Source organism: Candidatus Peribacteria bacterium (assembly GCA_023038255.1).
Lineage (GTDB): Bacteria > Patescibacteriota > Gracilibacteria > Peribacterales > Peribacteraceae > CALREJ01.
In genome coordinates, this window is the sequence record CP082927.1 from 700,665 (window position 1) to 718,425 (window position 17,761).

The 17,761-nt window shown below is 51.8% G+C and carries 16 protein-coding genes; 7 read left to right on the forward strand and 9 right to left on the reverse strand.

Annotated features, from left to right (window positions below; genetic code table 11):
* The first annotated feature begins 83 nt into the window (after window positions 1-83).
* The 3 genes from K8942_03315 (at window position 84) to K8942_03325 (ending at window position 3,706) form a co-directional block, all read left to right on the forward strand.
* Complete coding sequence (locus K8942_03315; protein UPA22069.1) at window positions 84-1,196, forward strand: GspE/PulE family protein; 1,113 nt, start codon at window positions 84-86, stop codon at window positions 1,194-1,196.
* A 176-nt stretch (window positions 1,197-1,372) separates the two neighbouring features.
* Window positions 1,373-3,085: a hypothetical protein gene (locus tag K8942_03320; GenBank protein ID UPA22070.1), complete on the forward strand. Its 1,713-nt coding sequence runs from the start codon at window positions 1,373-1,375 to the stop codon at window positions 3,083-3,085.
* A gap of 3 nt (window positions 3,086-3,088) precedes the next feature.
* Window positions 3,089-3,706, forward strand: coding sequence for a hypothetical protein (locus K8942_03325; GenBank protein UPA22071.1), 618 nt, complete (start codon window positions 3,089-3,091; stop codon window positions 3,704-3,706).
* Here the strand turns inward: K8942_03325 and K8942_03330 are convergent, their stop codons facing one another.
* Window positions 3,707-4,306, reverse strand: a complete 600-nt coding sequence (locus K8942_03330) for a nitroreductase family protein (protein UPA22072.1) — start codon at window positions 4,304-4,306, stop codon at window positions 3,707-3,709.
* 53 nt (window positions 4,307-4,359) lie between these two features.
* Complete coding sequence (locus K8942_03335; protein UPA22073.1) at window positions 4,360-5,301, reverse strand: RluA family pseudouridine synthase; 942 nt, start codon at window positions 5,299-5,301, stop codon at window positions 4,360-4,362.
* Between the two features lie 383 nt (window positions 5,302-5,684).
* Here K8942_03335 and tyrS point away from each other — a divergent pair, with 383 nt between their 5' ends.
* Window positions 5,685-6,845, forward strand: a complete 1,161-nt coding sequence (tyrS, locus tag K8942_03340; protein ID UPA22074.1) for a tyrosine--tRNA ligase — start codon at window positions 5,685-5,687, stop codon at window positions 6,843-6,845.
* Window positions 6,846-7,129: 284 nt separating this feature from the next.
* Here the strand turns inward: tyrS and K8942_03345 are convergent, their stop codons facing one another.
* The 6 genes from K8942_03345 to K8942_03370 form a co-directional block, all read right to left on the reverse strand.
* Window positions 7,130-7,399 (reverse strand): hypothetical protein, encoded by a 270-nt coding sequence (locus K8942_03345; GenBank protein ID UPA22075.1) that lies wholly within the window; start codon window positions 7,397-7,399, stop codon window positions 7,130-7,132.
* Between the two features lie 103 nt (window positions 7,400-7,502).
* Window positions 7,503-8,249: a DsbA family protein gene (locus K8942_03350; GenBank protein UPA22076.1), complete on the reverse strand. Its 747-nt coding sequence runs from the start codon at window positions 8,247-8,249 to the stop codon at window positions 7,503-7,505.
* Window positions 8,250-8,353: 104 nt separating this feature from the next.
* Window positions 8,354-9,283, reverse strand: coding sequence for a tyrosine-type recombinase/integrase (locus K8942_03355; protein ID UPA22077.1), 930 nt, complete (start codon window positions 9,281-9,283; stop codon window positions 8,354-8,356).
* 74 nt (window positions 9,284-9,357) lie between these two features.
* Window positions 9,358-10,032 (reverse strand): YdcF family protein, encoded by a 675-nt coding sequence (locus K8942_03360; GenBank protein UPA22078.1) that lies wholly within the window; start codon window positions 10,030-10,032, stop codon window positions 9,358-9,360.
* Between the two features lies 1 nt (window position 10,033).
* Complete coding sequence (locus tag K8942_03365) at window positions 10,034-11,629, reverse strand: hypothetical protein (protein UPA22079.1); 1,596 nt, start codon at window positions 11,627-11,629, stop codon at window positions 10,034-10,036.
* Window positions 11,630-11,674: 45 nt separating this feature from the next.
* Complete coding sequence (locus K8942_03370; GenBank protein UPA22080.1) at window positions 11,675-12,862, reverse strand: phosphoglycerate kinase; 1,188 nt, start codon at window positions 12,860-12,862, stop codon at window positions 11,675-11,677.
* A gap of 263 nt (window positions 12,863-13,125) precedes the next feature.
* On the opposite strand from K8942_03370, the gene K8942_03375 reads away from it, so the two are divergent.
* Both K8942_03375 and K8942_03380 read left to right on the forward strand, forming a co-directional pair.
* On the forward strand, window positions 13,126-14,175 hold the full coding sequence (locus tag K8942_03375) for an undecaprenyl/decaprenyl-phosphate alpha-N-acetylglucosaminyl 1-phosphate transferase (protein UPA22081.1): 1,050 nt from the start codon (window positions 13,126-13,128) through the stop codon (window positions 14,173-14,175).
* Between the two features lie 91 nt (window positions 14,176-14,266).
* The gene (locus tag K8942_03380) at window positions 14,267-15,103 is read left to right on the forward strand and encodes a hypothetical protein (GenBank protein UPA22082.1); all 837 of its coding nucleotides are present in this window, start codon (window positions 14,267-14,269) and stop codon (window positions 15,101-15,103) included.
* An 80-nt stretch (window positions 15,104-15,183) separates the two neighbouring features.
* Here the strand turns inward: K8942_03380 and K8942_03385 are convergent, their stop codons facing one another.
* On the reverse strand, window positions 15,184-16,683 hold the full coding sequence (locus K8942_03385) for a M23 family metallopeptidase (protein ID UPA22083.1): 1,500 nt from the start codon (window positions 16,681-16,683) through the stop codon (window positions 15,184-15,186).
* 57 nt (window positions 16,684-16,740) lie between these two features.
* On the opposite strand from K8942_03385, the gene tsaE reads away from it, so the two are divergent.
* Window positions 16,741-17,760: a tRNA (adenosine(37)-N6)-threonylcarbamoyltransferase complex ATPase subunit type 1 TsaE gene (gene tsaE, locus K8942_03390; GenBank protein UPA22084.1), complete on the forward strand. Its 1,020-nt coding sequence runs from the start codon at window positions 16,741-16,743 to the stop codon at window positions 17,758-17,760.
* The last annotated feature ends 1 nt before the right edge of the window (window position 17,761 follow it).

Consider the following 17,761-nt stretch of genomic DNA (forward strand, 5'->3'; position numbering starts at 1 on the left):
GAGAGGATCTTTTGAGAAGCATCAGAGGCGGATCAGAGGCGCAAAGGATAGCAGGGGAGCGCCAAACGTGCTATAATATCTAGATGACTCATCCTGACTTTTCCAGCCTCGACGGCGAGCAACTTCTGGACAAACTCCAGCAATATTGCACCGAAATCGGCGTGTCCGATATTCACACCTCGCCGGAAAAGGATCACGTCCGCCTGGAAATCCGTCTGCGCGGTATGCTCGATGAACTCAGTCCCATGACCCATGCGAACTACGAGGCTTTTGTCCGTCGCATCAAGTTCGTCTCGAAGCTGAAACTGAACATCACCAATATTCCGCAGGACGGTCAGTACACATTCGGCACCGAAGAAAACGGACAGAAGCGCATTGTGAACGTTCGTGTCGCCACGCTCCCGTCTCGCTTTGGTGAAACCATTACTCTCCGTCTGCTTGATCCGAAGCGCGGTATTATTCCGCTCCAGGATCTCGGCTTCCCGGGAGACATGGTCACACAGCTGCAGAACATTGCAAAGCTGCCACACGGACTTGTGCTTGTGACCGGACCGACCGGCTCCGGAAAAACGACGACGCTCTACTCCCTTCTGTCGACAGTGATCGGCACGGCCAGAAACATCATCACCCTGGAAGATCCGGTCGAATATGAAATCAAAGGCATTGTGCAGAGCGAGATCGATCCGGACCACGGATTCACATTTGCATCCGGCCTCCGCTCCGTTCTCCGCCACGACCCGAACATTGTGCTCGTCGGAGAAATCCGCGATCTGGAAACCGCACAAACCGCGATTGATGCCGCGCTCACGGGTCACTTGGTGCTCTCTACACTTCATACAAACTCCGCAATTGAAGCGATTCCGCGCCTTCTGTCTATGGGCGTTAGCCCCTATACATTCGCGCCGGCTCTCCGCGCCATCCTGGCACAGCGCCTCATCCGCACACTCTCACCGGAAGTCAAAGCAGCAGGAACCTACGACCCGGCTGACCCGGCAAGCTACAGCGGCCGCATGACACTCCCGGAACTCCTGACCATCAGCCCGGCCATGCGCGATATGATTCTCGTGCAGGAACGCGCGGAACTGATGGAGGAACAGGCACGCAAAGATGGCTATATGACGATGAAAGAATGGGGAAAGATGCTCGTCGAACAGGGGATTACGAGTCAGGAGGAGATTGCGAGAGTAACGTCGTAACGAGGGTACTGGTTCCTAGTTCCTGGTTGATGGTTTTCACGTGAGAAAGTATTTTCGAAAAAATGTTTCCATAACCAATAACTATAAACCAGGAACTATCCCTGAGTATGGAAATTGATCGAACCGATGGATCTCTCTTGCATGGAGCTGCTATTATCCCGTACGCTTTTCCTCCTATGTTTCGACGCTACAGACAGAGACGCGGGCCGTACGCCCTTGCACGACCATCCGTGGTTCCGTCTTTTGTGCGGAGCCTGATTCTCCTGCTGATTGCAGGAACAGTGCTCTACTTCCTCGGACGTGGCATCATCCGCCTCTTTGGAATGGGAAGCGGGCTTGATCGCGCTGCCGTCGGACTCACTGTCGAGAAAGGAGGTACCGTGAATATTTCTCTGGAAGGAGGATTGATGCAGCGGGCTGATGACACGATGACGCTCTACGCCACAGACAAAATTTCCACAGCAAGCACAGGACGCGCTGTCCTGTCCTTCTTTGAGGATTCCTGGATCCGTCTGGACGGCAGCACCGACCTCACCATTGATACGAGTGAGAAGAATGAAGAGGAAGCAGCAGTTGCAGTCACCCTGACCAAAGGATCTCTGTGGGTGGATACACCGTCTGCAGATATCTATTCCGGCTCCATTCTGCGCACCATTTCCACTGATGCCTTCACACTCACCATCCCCGCAGACACGCAAGCTGCCGTCGACGGCAAGACACTGCTCGTTTTCAGCGCTGATGGAAACGGCGTGGGAGTGACCCTGAAAGGAAGTGAAGAAGAACAGTTCATCGGCGAAGGCCAGCAGCTGAGCCTGCCGGATAAACCGGGAACAAACGCATTGCAGTACCGCTCCGCGATTGATCCGCTTGTTGCACAGAAACCGTTTGTTACAGAGAGCAAAGCGATGACGCGCGCAGGCAGCTCTGCTACAGGAAGCGGCACAGGTATTCAGATCGATCCGAATGCCATTGTCCTCAGCAGCCCCGCAGACAATGCAGCTGTCAGCACACCAACCGTGACCGTTGCCGGGACAGCAGGATCAAATGTCGCACGCGTACGTATTAATGGACATGAGGCGACCGTGAACCGCACCACCATGTCATTCAGCGAAGAACTCGCGCTGACTGATGCAGCCACGACAGACATCCGCGTCGAAGCGCTTGATATGAATGATATTGTGCTTGATCAGGTCTCACGCACCATCCGCAAAACTATCCAGACCATCGTCCCGCCGACGATCACCAATCCCGCAAAGAACGGCCAAACTTACAGAACACAGGACGCTCAGGTCGAAATCCGCGGGACGGCCCCAGCAGGAGCAGCCGGTATGATGGTGAATGATTACAAGCTGCAGCTCTTCCGTGCCAATGACACCACCTGGAGTTACCTCGCAAGCAAGCAGCTCAATAACCTCGTCGACGGCAAGAACGTCTTCAATGTCTACGCCATTGATGCAGCTGGAAACCCGAGCGCCCCTGCAACACTCACGGTTCTCGTCGAAGCAGGCACCGTCGGCGTCGTGAGTACCGGTTCCACCATTGGGTCCACTCCATCCTCTGCAGCTCCAACACAGATTGATGAAGCAACACTGCCGCAGAACGCTCCACTCACCGCAGGAGTGATCACCGTGACCGGCCCGACAGCAGGAACGACTCACACAGCAACCGGCAGCGACATCCTGATTGAAGGAACAACTTCCGCGCAGACAGCGTCTGTCTGGGTGAATGGCTACAAGCTGCAGCTCTACAAAGCAGGTGTCACACGCTGGAACTATATTGCGAAAACGGATTATGGCACGCTGAAGCGCGGCACAAACGTGTATAAGATTAACGCGCGCGATGCGAACAATCAGATCCTGGATTCGTTCACGTATACGGTTCAGTATTAATCCATGAGTTTCTTCCGCTTTTTCGGACGCCCCGAAACGGAACCGTCTGAACCAGTCAGCCCTGCACCAAAAGAACTCTTCCTACCTCGTCCGGAGATCCGTCAGGATTTACACAATCTCCTGTCACGTTTCCGGCAAAAGCGCAGCACTGATCCTATAGCTTTACGTCAACAGTGGCATCGCGATATGGCCGTTGACCAGGTACTGACATACGCAGATCAGCAGGACGTGAAGACTATTTCTCTCCTGACAGGAGATACCGAAGCGCTACCGATCAGCGTGGATACAATTGACCGGCTTCTTGCACTGTCCAAACATGCGTATATTCGCGCACTGTATTTTGGAAAAAACAGCAATTCACATCTGATACAGGCTTTATCACGCAGAAAAAATATCAGCATCCTCACACATCCATTCACTGATGCATCTTTCGAAAACAGTCACTTCATTGCGGCAGGGAATGCCTTTGCCATGACAACACAGATTCCGTTCGTGCAGCCGGAGACACCTCTTGATTATGACAATATTGGCATGCGCCTGACATTCAATGACCCGACGGGAGCCGCACAGCTGCACGAACATGTAAAAAAGACACGACAGATCATCAGAGGACGGACCTGATCAGTTGGACCAACGTCCGTGATAGACAAACTCCTCCTGCGTTTTGCGCTGTCGTAGCGCACTTTCTTTTGAGCGATTCGGCTCCGGAAGAATCGAGACATCTGCAGGATAGCCGATTGCCATCATAGAACCCGGTACGTAATCCGCGGGAACACCGAGCAGCTCATTTGCCTTCGTCATATCAAATCCCGCCATCTGGTGACCGACAAGCCCGAGCGGCTCACACTGCAGCGCAATCGAATAGGTCGCGGCTCCGGTGTCATGCAGATGATGATAATTGTCCGCAAACGTGCCATCCGACTTTTTACGCTTGGTGTACGCAAAAGAAATCAGGAGCAGATACGCATGTTTCGCCCAGCTGTTTCCTTCTGCGAGCAGTGATTCCAGTGCAAGGCGCATAGCACCATCATCTTTCGTTGCGTAGATATAGTGCCACGGCTGCAGATTGCTGCTCGATGGCGCCCAGCGCGCTGCCTCAAAAAGCGTCTGTATCTTTTCCTCTTCAATCGGCTGTTCACTCATCGCACGCGGACTCCAGCGCTCCACAAAAATATCTGCGATGGGAAAGTCTGCCGGCGCGGGTTTGTGAGGATAGATCATAGAAAAAGAGGGGATATCTGAAGCTATCACGCCCGCCACCTTCGATCCAGCATTTAGAGCTTTAATCCGATCTTTTTCAGCGATTCCTGAAATGCCGCCGACGGCTCGGCAATAACACTGTGTTCTTTGTGATCGGCAGGGGACACGAACGACAGCTTCCATGCATGCAGACACAAATCATGAATGTCATACTCGCGTTCCAGTTTTTCGCTAAGGGAAGACAGATAGGTCGGATCTCCGAGAATCGGATAGCCGACGCCATTGAGATGCACACGGATCTGGTGTGTGCGGCCGGTGTGGAGATCGCATGCAAGCAGTGCTGCATCTTTCGTTGCATCGAGTGTGGTATACGTCGTGCGTGCCTCACGGGTTTTGGATGATGATCCGAAAATCGTCATCTTGGTTCTGTTCGATGTCGAACGTCCGATCGCCGCATCAATCATCGCAGTAGGTGGGTCGGGGATACCGGCCACAATCGCGAGATATGTTTTCTTCACTGTGCGATCTTCAAACTGTTTCTGCAAAAATTTGTGAGCCTCCGGCGTTTTTGCAATCAAGAGACAACCGGTCGTCTCTTTATCCAGGCGATGCACGAGTACAGCCGAGCTGGAGAAGGGGATCTTGCGCTCTGCAAACAGATGCACGATTCCATGAAGGACCGTCACTTCATCGGGCGGCATTCCTGCTCCCGGATGCACCGAGCGGCCTTCGGGCTTGCTCACAACCAGACATGCATCGTCCTCATACAACACAGTCATCTTCAAATCAGCAGCTTCCAGCCGGGTTTCGGTCACCGGTTCTTCCGTCTCAGACATTTCGACTTTATCGCCAATATCGAGCACGAGCGCGACTTTCCGCACAATGCGTCCGTTGACCATCACATGTCCAGCTTTGACCACGTCTTTTGCCTTCACACGGCTAATAACGACATTTTGGTTGGCCAAAAAAATATCCAGGCGAGCCGGGTGTTCGACAATCCATTCGTGCATAGACATGCATTGTAGCGGAAAATCCCAAGTTGCATATATATTAAAATCGTTTAAAATATACATATCAGAGGGGCGATCTCGTTGTAGATCACCTCGCACCTCTCTGGTGAGAAAAGGTTGCAGATCAATTGATCTGCTCCCGAGGAGACACGCATCATAGGCAGGAATGCGTGTCTCCATCTTTTTATATGAGAGCATTTAAAATTACTTGAAGAGGGGAATGAAAAAGCTACCATAGCCCTCCTGTATTATTATTCTTTGCCGGTAAGGGCCGTTGTGCCCCGAGATCCGGATGAGCGCCAAGATTAGGTACAGGAATCGCTGCCCAGTAACTTCGTTTACTGGGTGGCATTTTTTAAATTTCCCATTCGTCCTGTACACTCTCATTCATGACAAAAGACGGGCTACTGACAAGGGGCATCGCGAAAGTTATTCCGCAAAAACTGGCGGAAGAAAAACTGGCATCCGGAAAAAAACTCCGCATGTACTGGGGTATTGATCCGACCGGCGCAAACATTCACCTCGGTCACGCAGTGCCACTCCGCAAAATGCAGGCATTTGCCGATGCTGGTCACGAAGTTATTTTCCTCGTTGGAAGTTTTACCGCCATGATTGGTGATCCATCCGGCAGAGATGCGATGCGTGAGCCGCTCACAAAAAAGCAGGTGGAGAAAAATTTTCAGGATTACAAAAAGCAAGCATCGAAAGTTTTGAACTTCAAGAAAATCAAAGTTGCCTACAACCACAAGTGGCTCGAGAAATTGTCCTTCAAAGATATTCTGAAACTGACATCCGAATTCACCGTGAACCAGATGATGGAGCGCGACATGTTTGAACGCAGATTAAAAGAGGGGATGCCTGTCTCTCTCACAGAATTCATGTATCCGCTGATGGTGGGTTACGATTCCGTGATGCTCGATGTCGATGTCGAACTCGGTGGTACCGATCAAGAATTTAATATGCTCGCTGGTCGCACATTGCAGAAAGCTTTTGGGAAGCGCGAGAAATTTATTATGACCATGAAGCTGCTCGAAGGAACGGATGGCCGCAAAATGAGCAAGTCCTACGACAACTGCATTTACCTGACAGATAGCGCAAAGGACATGTTCGGAAAAACGCTCAGCATCAAAGATGAGCTGATCACCACCTACATGGAATGCTGCACCGATATTTCCATGGAAGAAATCGCAGACGTAGAAAAAGCGATGAAGAAAGGTGCAAACCCGAAAGAATTCAAAGTGCGTTTGGCAAAAGAACTCGTGACGATGTATCACTCCAAAAAAGAAGCGGATGCCGCTGAAGAAGAATTTAGCAACGTGTTTGCAAAGGGAGGAGTGCCGGATGACATGCCGGAAGTGAAAGCAGAGAAAGGGGAGCTACTCATTGATCTTCTCGTCCGCGCAAAAATCCTGACATCAAAATCAGAAGCGCGGAGATTGATTGAACAGAAGGCGGTGACGATGAATGAGACACTTGTCGAAGCGTTTGATGTTGTTGCGGAAGCGGGTGTGACGAAAGTGGGGAAGAGGAAGTTTGTGAGGATTGGATAATGCTTTTCTGTGAAAGTGTCACCCTGAGGACGCTCGAAGGGTGAATGGAAAGATGTAGCTTTGATCGTGTTCATGGTTCGATCGTCCTCACCATGACACTAAGAAAGTCATCACACCCCAACGCTCTGTTTGATAATCCACCCAAGCGTCAGAAAGCCGATGATAAGAACAATAAACGTCATCGTACTATACCAAGGAAATAAGGAAGACTGGCTGCAGCACTGACGAGGGCTGTAGAAACCACGAAGGCGAAGCCGGCGTTGCGTGTATCGCGTGACATAGTATTAGTTGTGACACATAGGAAGCCGTCTCGTGACAGTGCAACCGAGGGAGAGAAGGGTGCTCTGCAGCTGGCGAGCGTTTGTCAGCACATGGTCCGACGGGAGATAGACATGCACCGAACCTTTGCGGGGGTAACTCCGGACCCACTCGACAATTGTTGCAACAGAGAAGTCTCCACTATTGGCTTCCTGCTGCTGCAAACTCGAGAAATCGATCACCACATTCTGCTGAGCGTAAGAGGTCCCGGGGGAGTGGTGGGGGAGTAGCTGCATGAGAAGGAAGTGTACGCTCGTACACCCAGCAATGCAAGAGCATTTTCATAAAAAAAGAGACGTCTTGCGACGCCTCCTTTTGAAAGTCTATACGGGGAGAGGATTAGTCGAGCATACCGTCGATTGCAGACTGGAATGTTGCAAACGGATACGCACCGCTGATCTTCTGACTCTGATCATCCGGACCAAGAATCCAGAAGCCCGGTGTGCCGTCGATGCCGGATGCAGATCCTGCAGCCAGATCAGCCTGGACGTACGCGGTCTTTGCACCGGTATCGAGACAGGTGGCAAATGTACCTGCGTTCACACCAACATCTTTTGCGTATTCCTTGAACTTCGCAGCAGCGTCAGCAGCAGAGAGGTTGGACCACTCGCTCTGCTTATTGAAGAGCTCTTCATGCATTTCCCAGAACTTATCCTGATCTTCTGCGCACGCAGCAGCTTCAGATGCTTTCTGTGCATTCGGATGGAAGCCAAGAGGGTAGTGACGGCTGACGTACTTGATTTTGCCTGTGTCGACGTAGTTCGTCTTGATCTGATCAAACGTCTGCTGGAAATGACGCTGACAGAACGGACACTGATAGTCTGTAAATTCAACAACAGTCACCGTTGCATCATCTTCACCAAGGTACGGAGCATCTTCACCACCTGTCGGAGGAGTGTCGTTGGTCGGAGGAACAACAGGAGCCTGCTGATCCGTCGGTGCAGCGGGAACAGACGGGTTATTGGTTGCACCAAGGCTGGTGGGACCGAATCCCTGCATGCCTGTTGCAATGACATATCCGACAATCAATCCTGCAAGACCGACTGTGGAAGCAAACCAAGGGTTGCCAGTGGGTGTAGTGGCCATGAAAACGAGGAGGAGAAAATAACGAGGGAATGATACGCGGATGCCCCGCGAACAAAAAGCGACTGGACTGGAACTTCAGAAGTTTGCAACTGCATCACAAGAGCTTACTTTCCGTGAAACTTCTGATGCACCTCCTTCAACTGAGGATTTGTGACGTGTGTGTAGATCTGCGTGGTGGATAGATCTTTATGCCCGAGCAATTCCTGCACAGAGCGCAGATCAGCACCGTTACGGAGAAGATCCGTTGCAAAGGAATGACGCAGTGTGTGTGGGGACGGGTTCGAGACAATGCCGGCTGCCAGCGCATATTTTTTGACAATGTTGTAGATACTGATGCGTGATAACCGGAATTCTTCTCCCGGCGGCATAATGTCTGTGGCTCTTTCGGGATGGCGGATGAACAGGGGAGTCAGATGATCCGTGCGACTCAGCATGTAATCCTTCAATGCATCGACTGCACTGTCGGAGAGGAAAACGACGCGGATTTTGCTGCGCTTTCCGCGAACGGAAATTTCACGGGTGTTGTAGTTCAGGTCTTTGACGTTGAGCGACCGCAGCTCCGCGAGACGCAAACCGGTCGAAAAAAAGAGTTCGAGGATGGCGCTATCCCTCTTGCCCTCTCTCGTATCGGTGTCAGGCGCTCCCCTGAGTCTCTCCAGCTCTTCTCCGGTTAAGACCTTCACCTGTCGCTGCTCCTCTTTGAACCGTTTTATGCGGTCAGGGGGGTAGACGTCCATTTCTTCTTCCTGGATGAGGTAGCGGAGGAATGCACGGAGTACCGTGAGGTGATGATTTCGTGTTCGTACAGCCATTTCCCCGTTCTGTCGTGTGCGGAAATCACTGAGAGCCTGCTTGTAGTCACGAATGACCATTTTATCAAAATCTTTGACAGATTTGATCGGAAGTAGTGCAGTAAGCAGATCAAGCGACTGACGGTAATTGGTGATAGTGAGACGCGATTTATTCTCTTCTGTTTGTAAAAATTGTAAGTACCGTTCGATAGCCGATGAGAGTAGCGGGGGAGGAGTTTTCATCGATCGTGCTTACTTAACATAATGCATTTTATGTTAATAGAATAACAGGCCGTCAGAGGCTTTGCAAGAGATCTTTACCTATACAAGGTCCTGACGCGGGGTCTTTCAAAGTTTCTCTGTAATGTCTCTTTGGTGATCCAGTGATCCATCCACAGCGCATAATACAAATACGCAAATGTTTCTCGCAGCACACTCTGGTGTTCACTCATTTCCGGCGGACGTGTCCCCGCCGGTACCGTTCCAAAGTGGGTCCACCCCTGCCGCTCCGCGATCTTTTCGATACGAGCCAAGTGATAGGCATCACTGACACCTACAACCGATGAACACTGAGATGTCAAGTTTTGGGAATGGAGTAAATTTTCCCATGTGGAATGTGACTGGTCCTCAATCACAATATCTTTTGCGAGTACGCCGTAACGCACTGCTTCCTGTCGCATAATTGCCGCCTCACTCAGCGTGTTCCCCTCTCCCCTGCCTCCACTCAAAATCAGTGTGTGCACTTTTCCGTCTTTATAGAGATCTGCAGCAGTAGTCACACGACGAATGATAGCGGGACCGGGAAGGTTTCCGTAAATCGCCGCGCCAAAGACGAGAGCACAGTCAGCCGGCAATGTTCCATTACCCGTAAAATGGCTTTTAACCTGCATATACGATCCTCCAACCAAAATAATAATAACCATGACCACGCTCACGCTCACCCAGAAAAGCAGCAGTGCCACACGCCAGAGAGGAAGCAGAATTTTCTTCACATTACTCAGGAATCACAGAGATATGAGACGCAATGGCAGGCAGAACACTGTTCCACGGCGGCCATTGCTTGATACGCGCATTCTCCACTTCCGGCATATTCTTGATGACACGTAATGCATCTTCCCGTCGCATATTCACGACACGCTCGCGGAGCCTCTTGGCAAAAATGGCGCCATCTGCAGACAGCGGATCGAGGATATATTCCTGCTTGCCGGTTAAGTCGACCGTGATCTTGATCCACGCAAATCCGTCATCCCATTCAATGGGGGCGACGACGACATCCGCAAGACCGAGGTTATCGTCGAGCAATCTGCGCCCTTCTCTGGTGTGAGACCGCAGTTCGTTTTTCAGAAGTTCGAGAATCGCTTTGGAATCGTACGCAAAACCGCTGTAGGCAATCTCCCCCGCGACGGTAATGGATGTCACAGTCTGCCCGATCTGATCCATCGGAACAGTGATGTTGTTATATGCCACCTGGGTGAGCTGGCTGGAATCAAACAGCTTCAGCACCACATCCGGATTCTGCATATTCCGGCGGACGAGTTCTTTTGCCACCGCTTCTTTTGCAGAGGCGAGGAGCTCTTTCTGAAACAGCGCCTGCGCCACATCCAGATCCTGTTTCTGCAACACAGTCTTATACGCAGTGGTTCCCCCCGTTGCAGGCTTCTTGTTCTCCGCATAGATATTCGGACGCTCTTCGATCGCAAGTCCCGGGATATCCCATTTGAGCCCCGCAGGTACATTGCCGCGGTCACCGATAATCTGACCGTACAGGTCTTCATCAGCCGCTTCGGCGCGGACCACAAGTTCGCTCTTGGCAGGCACGTTTGCGGGATCCAGAATTTTAAAGATCATGCCCGCCTGGTTTGAAAAACGCGTACCGACGCGCAGCGAATAGAGTTGGTTGGATTTGTTGATGATGGTGAGTTCGGTACGTGCGGACTGTCCGATAAACTGCTTGCTGATGTGATCAAATTTCATCGTATGCTGCAGCTGCACCGCAACAGGCACAAGGGGCATCGTACGAACATGACTGGTTGATTCGAGTGTTGCGCCACTCTGCGTGAGGAAAATATTGATGGTCTGATTGATGGCTTCTTCGCGCGGCTGCACGTAAATATCGGCAGACGGAAGCAGGCGGAACACCACCACATAAAACAGTCCGATGCTCAGCGCAAAGAGAAAGAAGGTCCGGAATTTCGGTACCGCCAGCAGTCCCATCCGCTGCAGTCGTGACTTCAGCTGCTGACGCCAGAGATGCGGTGAAAACAGTCTGAGCGCTTCGTTCAACTTTGGGTGTCCTGCCAGAAGTGTGCGCATATACTTCGTCCGATCGAGCACACGGATGCCATGCGAACGTGCATCTGCGGCGACTGTTGGCTGCTTGGTTGCAATGCGCAATCTCTGCTGGATTTTTTTACAGTCACGGAAAAAGGATGTACGCACGTCTTTCGCGGCAAGCAGATCGTTTTCCCGTCCTGACAGAACGAGGAGGATTTCGCCGTCTGTCTGCTTCATGCGCTCGACGAGTTGCGCCCACGATTCACCGTCCTGCGGGAACAGCACATGAATAGCCTGTGACGTGGATGATGGCATGATGCTTGGTTATCAGTTACCGGTTATCGGTCATCGGGAAAATGTCTAATTACGCAATGCAGTAAGCGCCGGTAATTCCTGACCCGATACAAATTCGAGCATGGCGCCGCCGCCAGTACTCACGAATGTATAGGCATCAAGTGACAGATTGTATTTCGTATGAAGGTCGATCGTGTCACCACCACCGATGATCGTGACAGCACCACGCTTGGTGGCATCACTGACAGCTGTGGCAATGCGCAGGCTGGCACCGGCAAACTGCTCTATTTCATACACACCGAGCGGTCCGTTCCAGACGATGGTGGCAGCCTTTTCAATCGCGGCAATATACGCATCCACCGTTTTTTCGCCAAGGTCATAAATTGCCTGTGTGTGCGGGATAGCATCAACAGAGACAGTGGACGACTCTGCTTCCTGCGTCATCGCAGGGGCAACAATCACATCAGCCGGAACATGAATGCGCGCACCGTCAGAATGCACAAGCATTTCTCTGGCACTCTCTCCATAATCCGCTTCAAACAAGGAGGAGCCGACGTCTTTTCCGGTCGCTGCAATGAACGTGTTGGCCATGGCACCACCAAGCAGAATGTCGTCGCCTTTTCCGAGGAAGAACTGAATGACCGGAATCTTTGTTTCCATTTTTGCGCCGCTGATAATGAGCGCAAGCGGGCGGGCAGGATTCTCGGTTACCTTGGAAAGATGCAGGACTTCCTGCTCCAGCTGCAATCCCATATAGGAAGGAAGCAGCCGTGGAATACCGATCATACTGGCATGTGCACGGTGGCAATTCGTGAACGCATCGTTCACATACACATCGCCCAGACTCGCAAGCTGTTTGGCAAACGCCTCATCATTCAGCTCTTCCCGCGGATCAAACCGCAGATTTTCGAGCAACAGCACCTCCCCCGCTTTTAATTCCATCGCCTGTGCATACGTTTCACCACCGGTCGACATCGGTGCAAAGTGTACGGTCGTCCCGAGCAGTTTTTCGAGAACGGGGATAAGGGGACGCTGGGTGAATGCAGGATTCGCTCTGCCCTTCGGCCGCCCCTGATGCGACATCAGAATGAGTGACGCTCCGTGATCCAAAATATAACGCATGGTCGGTACGAGAGCTTCCACTCTCGTGATATCGGTGACAACACCGTCTTCAATCGGCAAATCAAAACCAGCACGAAGCAGCACCCGTTTACCGTTCAGATCTGCTTCGGAAAGTGTGGGATACGTAGGCATGGAGGCATTGTAACGAAGCGCATTGAATCCACAATCGTTGACGATTTTAAAAGTAATCGTACAATGATGAATAGTACTATTTCAGAAGGGCACATACTTTAGCGAAAGGTCCTGCAGGTTAATGGCTAACAATACCTTCTGAAGCAGAGAGAGCTCGCAGGGTTCTCTCAGTTAACACCTCTGTTCCTATTCGTGCCCAGGGATAGAGGTGTTCTTTTGGGTCCGCTCGACAAGCGTTCCATTCTCCATTTACACTTTCAACCGTGACTCCCCTTTTGACCTCTCCCCTCCTTGCAGGACTTCTCTGTGTCTGTCTGCATCTTCTTGCACTGCGCATGTTTCCGCGCATGGGACTGCTTGATTTCCCGGAACGCTACGGACTGATCCGCGCCCGTCTCCCCTACCCCACCGGTATCCTCGGGGTTCTCACGTTTTTGATTGTGTATGCACTGATGAACTATGGCGTATGGACCATGCAACACGCAGGATTGGTCATTGGGGTGCTGCTCCTCGGAATCAGCTGTTTTACAGATGACCGCCGCCAGCTTTCCCCCGGGACACGACTACTGTTTCAGGTACTGATCGCACTGCTGATTTTCGCAACAGGCACACGCATTTACACACTGACCAATCCTCTCGGCGATTCCTTTTTGAAGCTGGATACGTGGATAGTCGGCGTGCCGTATTTCGGCACCCTTCCCATCTGGAGCGGCGTCTTTACAGTTGTGTGGCTGATGCTCACTATCAACGCACTCAACTGGTTTGATGGCATTCCGGGACAGGTGTCGATTCTCTCCGTGATCGGATTTCTGACGATCGGCCTCCTTTCACTTTCGTCCCGTGTGAATCAGCCAGAACTGGCTCTCCTCGCATTCATTCTTGCTGGTATCGCTATCGCCTGTTTTCTGTTTGATGTGCCGCCACCCCGCGTGGTCCTTGGAGACAGTGGATCAATGTTCTTCGGACTGATGCTTGGGACGCTGACCATTTTTGCAGGCGGTAAAGTCGCAACTGCATTCCTCGTTCTTGGCGTGCCGCTCATCGACAGTTTCTTTGTGATTATGCGCCGCATTCTGCAGGGAAAATCCCCCATGAAAGGAAGTCAGTCCGGCGAACATCTGCATCACCGGCTCCTCGCGAAAGGCTGGTCACCACGTCAGGTTATTGCCCTCACAGCATCCATCGGATTACTTTTTGGATCGACGGCACTGTTCCTCAGTTCCTTCCAGAAACTCATCGCCGCTCTTTGTCTGTTTCTGCTGATGCTTGGGCTTTCGTGGTACAGCGCACCAAAATCAATTGATCGTCCATAAATACTTTGTAAGAGAAGCATCATCATTGCGTCATAGTCTCAACTTAGGCCAAAACCCTCTCGCCTACTTCCTATTTCCTCACTCCTCTCACATGTCCCGATCTCTTTCCCTCCTTGTCGCGTCCGCTATCACGCTCAGCGCACCAATGTCTGCCTTTGCAGCAACAGCAGCTGTAGAGCCGGCAGCAGATCCTGTCACAACCGATGAATTGCTGGATGTTATTTCCCCCGCTATGCCTGCAGCAGTCGACGGAAAGGGCGGCGGTTATATGATGGATTCTTCCATTTACTATCCTGGTAACCCGGCCGGCGTGCAGGTCTCTGCGTCTGTCACAAAAAATCTGAAGCCGGATTTTGTGGCTATCAACGCCTACTGTGAAAGCGGCAAAATGGCATCCCGTCAGGCTGCTCGCGACATGCTGCAGCAGGTGTACACCGACATCAAGAACTTTGTTGGTGCAGACGGCCGTGTCCGCAAGTCCGGCTCTGTATCCGCATACCCGTACTACGACGGTACCGGTGTATCGACGGATTCCTTCAACGCTACTCTGAGCATCTTCATCCGCATCACCAACAGAAGCAAAGTCGAAGCAATCAGTGATTATGTGGAAGGAAAAGGCTGCTCCGTCAGCTGGGACGTACGTCTCGTGAACACGCAGACACACGAACTCAGCATTCTCGATGAGCTCGCAACGCAGCTCAACGCACGCAAGGCAGTCTTCGAAAAACTGCTCGGCAAGCGTCTGACGACTATCACCAGCGCAAACCTCAGCACATGGGCTGACGGTTACGGCACCTATGACCCTGAAGATGATACTGTCGATGCCACCAGCACACTGACGGTCACGTTCGACCTCGGCGGCCGCGCAACACTGACACCGAGCAAATCCAATGCTGCCTCCCGCGCAGCAGCTCGTTCTGCAAAATAAGAATCAGCAACTATCAAAAAATCCCTCAGAGCCGCAAGGCCGTGAGGGATTTTTTGTAGAAATCTACCTGAAGCCCACCCTTATTCCCCGGCGTACTGCACCGGGCTGCTCAGAATATTCAGAGGCTGAAGCTGGATGACAACCGTACGCTGTCCGCGCGGGAGCATCTGCACAGTCGCAACACCGTTCTTGAAGTCTTTCCCTGTGAGCACGGCTGGCTCGAATTCAGCGTCACCGTAGGCGGTACGCATGTAGACTTTCTGGGAGAGTGACTCTCCGGAGATTGTCTTATTGTCTGCATCCTTGAGAGTCAGACGAACCGTCTGCCATTTGCGTTCTGTATATTTGGAAGCTGTTTCAATCGTAATTGTGTGAATGGTTTTGACCGGAGGAGCAGCGACAATAACCGGAGCGGGAGCGAGTGCTTCAGCCGGCTGTGTACCGGAAACCACTGTTTGCTTCTGAATGACCGTCGGCTTTGTAGCAGTTGCAACGGTCTGCGTCACAACCGGACGGGTCGCTGCAAGAGCAACGCGGTCTGCGCGGCGCTTGGCTGCAAGCTGTGCAGCAGTCAGTTTCGGTTCCGTCGCTTTCACAACGGTTGTCGGCTTTTTGACAGTATTAGATGCAACAGTTGTTGGAGCTGACTGCTTATACTTTGCAGCAGGATAGTTCATCTGTGCGACCACAGACGGGTTTACCGTGTACTGATAGGCAATGTCCTGCTTGAATCCTTTATTGACGGCAGTGTAGGTATTCAGATTGGCCTGACGCAGTTCCTCACCGGTAAACGGCCAGTACGGATGCCACGGAGCTTCATCACGGTCGACCTGGAAGTGGAGGTGCGGGCCGGATGCATCACCGGTTTTACCGGAGAGTCCGATCTGCTGACCCTTCTGCACAGTGTCACCAACAGCGACAAGCTGTGCACTCAAGTGAGCATACACGGAGTGGAGCACTGTTTCGTAATCAGGATTGGACGGATCCGGCATGTGCGGGTGGCGGATGACGATTAACTGACCGAATCCATTGGAATCATTTTTCACAACCGTCACAACACCATTTGCAATCGAGCGGATAGGAGTGCCGACCGGAACACGGATATCGACACCCGGGTGACTGCCCTTTCCTTCAATACCCTTATCGTAATCTCCCATGTAGGCAACGGAGTAGACATCTCCTCCTTCATCACCGCTCTTCGTCCGCTCATGCTGGGAATCGTATGCCGGAAGCGGAATAAGAAGATCCTGCGGAATCTGGCGGTAGGTATTTTCCTCTGCATTTCCTCCGTAGGTCGACCACTTGGAATAATCCGGGACATACGCAATCGGAGGGACTGTTCCGGTGTAGGCGATCAGACTATCATCGTAGTTACCAAGTGCTGCTTTCCAGAAAGCGTACCATCCATGCTCCCCTACCATGTTTCCTGTAATAAACGCGACGAGCGACAATACGGCCACCAGGAATGATGACTTCTGTTTCATGTACGCAATCGTCTGCTTCGGCGGATCTTTCCGGCGGCGAATCACTTTTTTTGAAAAACCTGCTTTCTTTGCCGATTTGATCTTCGTTAGGTGCATAGGATATTTGTTTATGTAGATTTACTCCTATAATATCATTTTTGTATCAATAAGTCAATGAACCATCCCCTCCACCTCCGGCTGTCTGATGCGGAAAAAACCCGTTTTGCTGGTGAATCTTTGGCTGATTCGCTCTACGGCGATTCCATCACGATTTTCCTGACTGGCGATCTGGGCGCTGGAAAGACCACCTTCCTCCAGGGATTTGCAAAAAAACTCGGCATTACAGATCCGCTCACCAGTCCGACGTACGCTCTGGAGCAGCGATATGCCACAAACCGCGATCTTCCGCTCATTCACCTGGATCTGTACCGATTGAACGAGCGCGACAGTGTCCAGCTGGTGGAATCGACAGAGGACCTGCCAGGCATCCGCTGTATTGAGTGGGCAAACAGACTCCCGGACAGCATGAAAGACCGGTACGCCATCAGTCTGCATCTGGAAGAAGACGGAAGCGGACGCCATCTCCGGGCACAGTTTGGTGACACGGACATTCCAACCGAAAAACAGATTGATGACTGGCGTGCGGAAACCATGATTTCTCCGCATATTACCGCACACTGTGAAGCAGTCGCCCGCGTATCGTCAATGCTTGCAGATGCATTGATTGCAAACGGACAGATTGTCCGCAAAGACGCACTTGTTGCAGCTGCACGTCTGCACGATCTTCTGCGGTTTGTGGATTTTAAAGGAGTACGGCCGGTGGGCATTGTCGAAACAGCGGAGACATTGCAGACCTGGGAGATATGGAAAAAGCGCTATCCGGTTGGGAAACACGAGGCAGCCTGCAGTCAGTTCCTCGCAGAGGAAGGATTTTCCGTTCTCTCACAAATAGTGGAAACCCACGGGTTGCGTGCTCCCCTTCCCTCCATGCAGACCGTTGAGCAGAAACTGCTGTTCTATGCAGATAAACGCTGCCTGATGGACCGGATTGTCACAGTCAACGAACGCTTTGACGACTTCGTCATGCGCTACGGAAACGGTCAAAAATCAGTGGACCACGATACGTGGTACACATTCACAAAAGAGATTGAGGCCGATCTCTTCCCGAATGGTGCCCCAGATCTCTTCTCCTGAA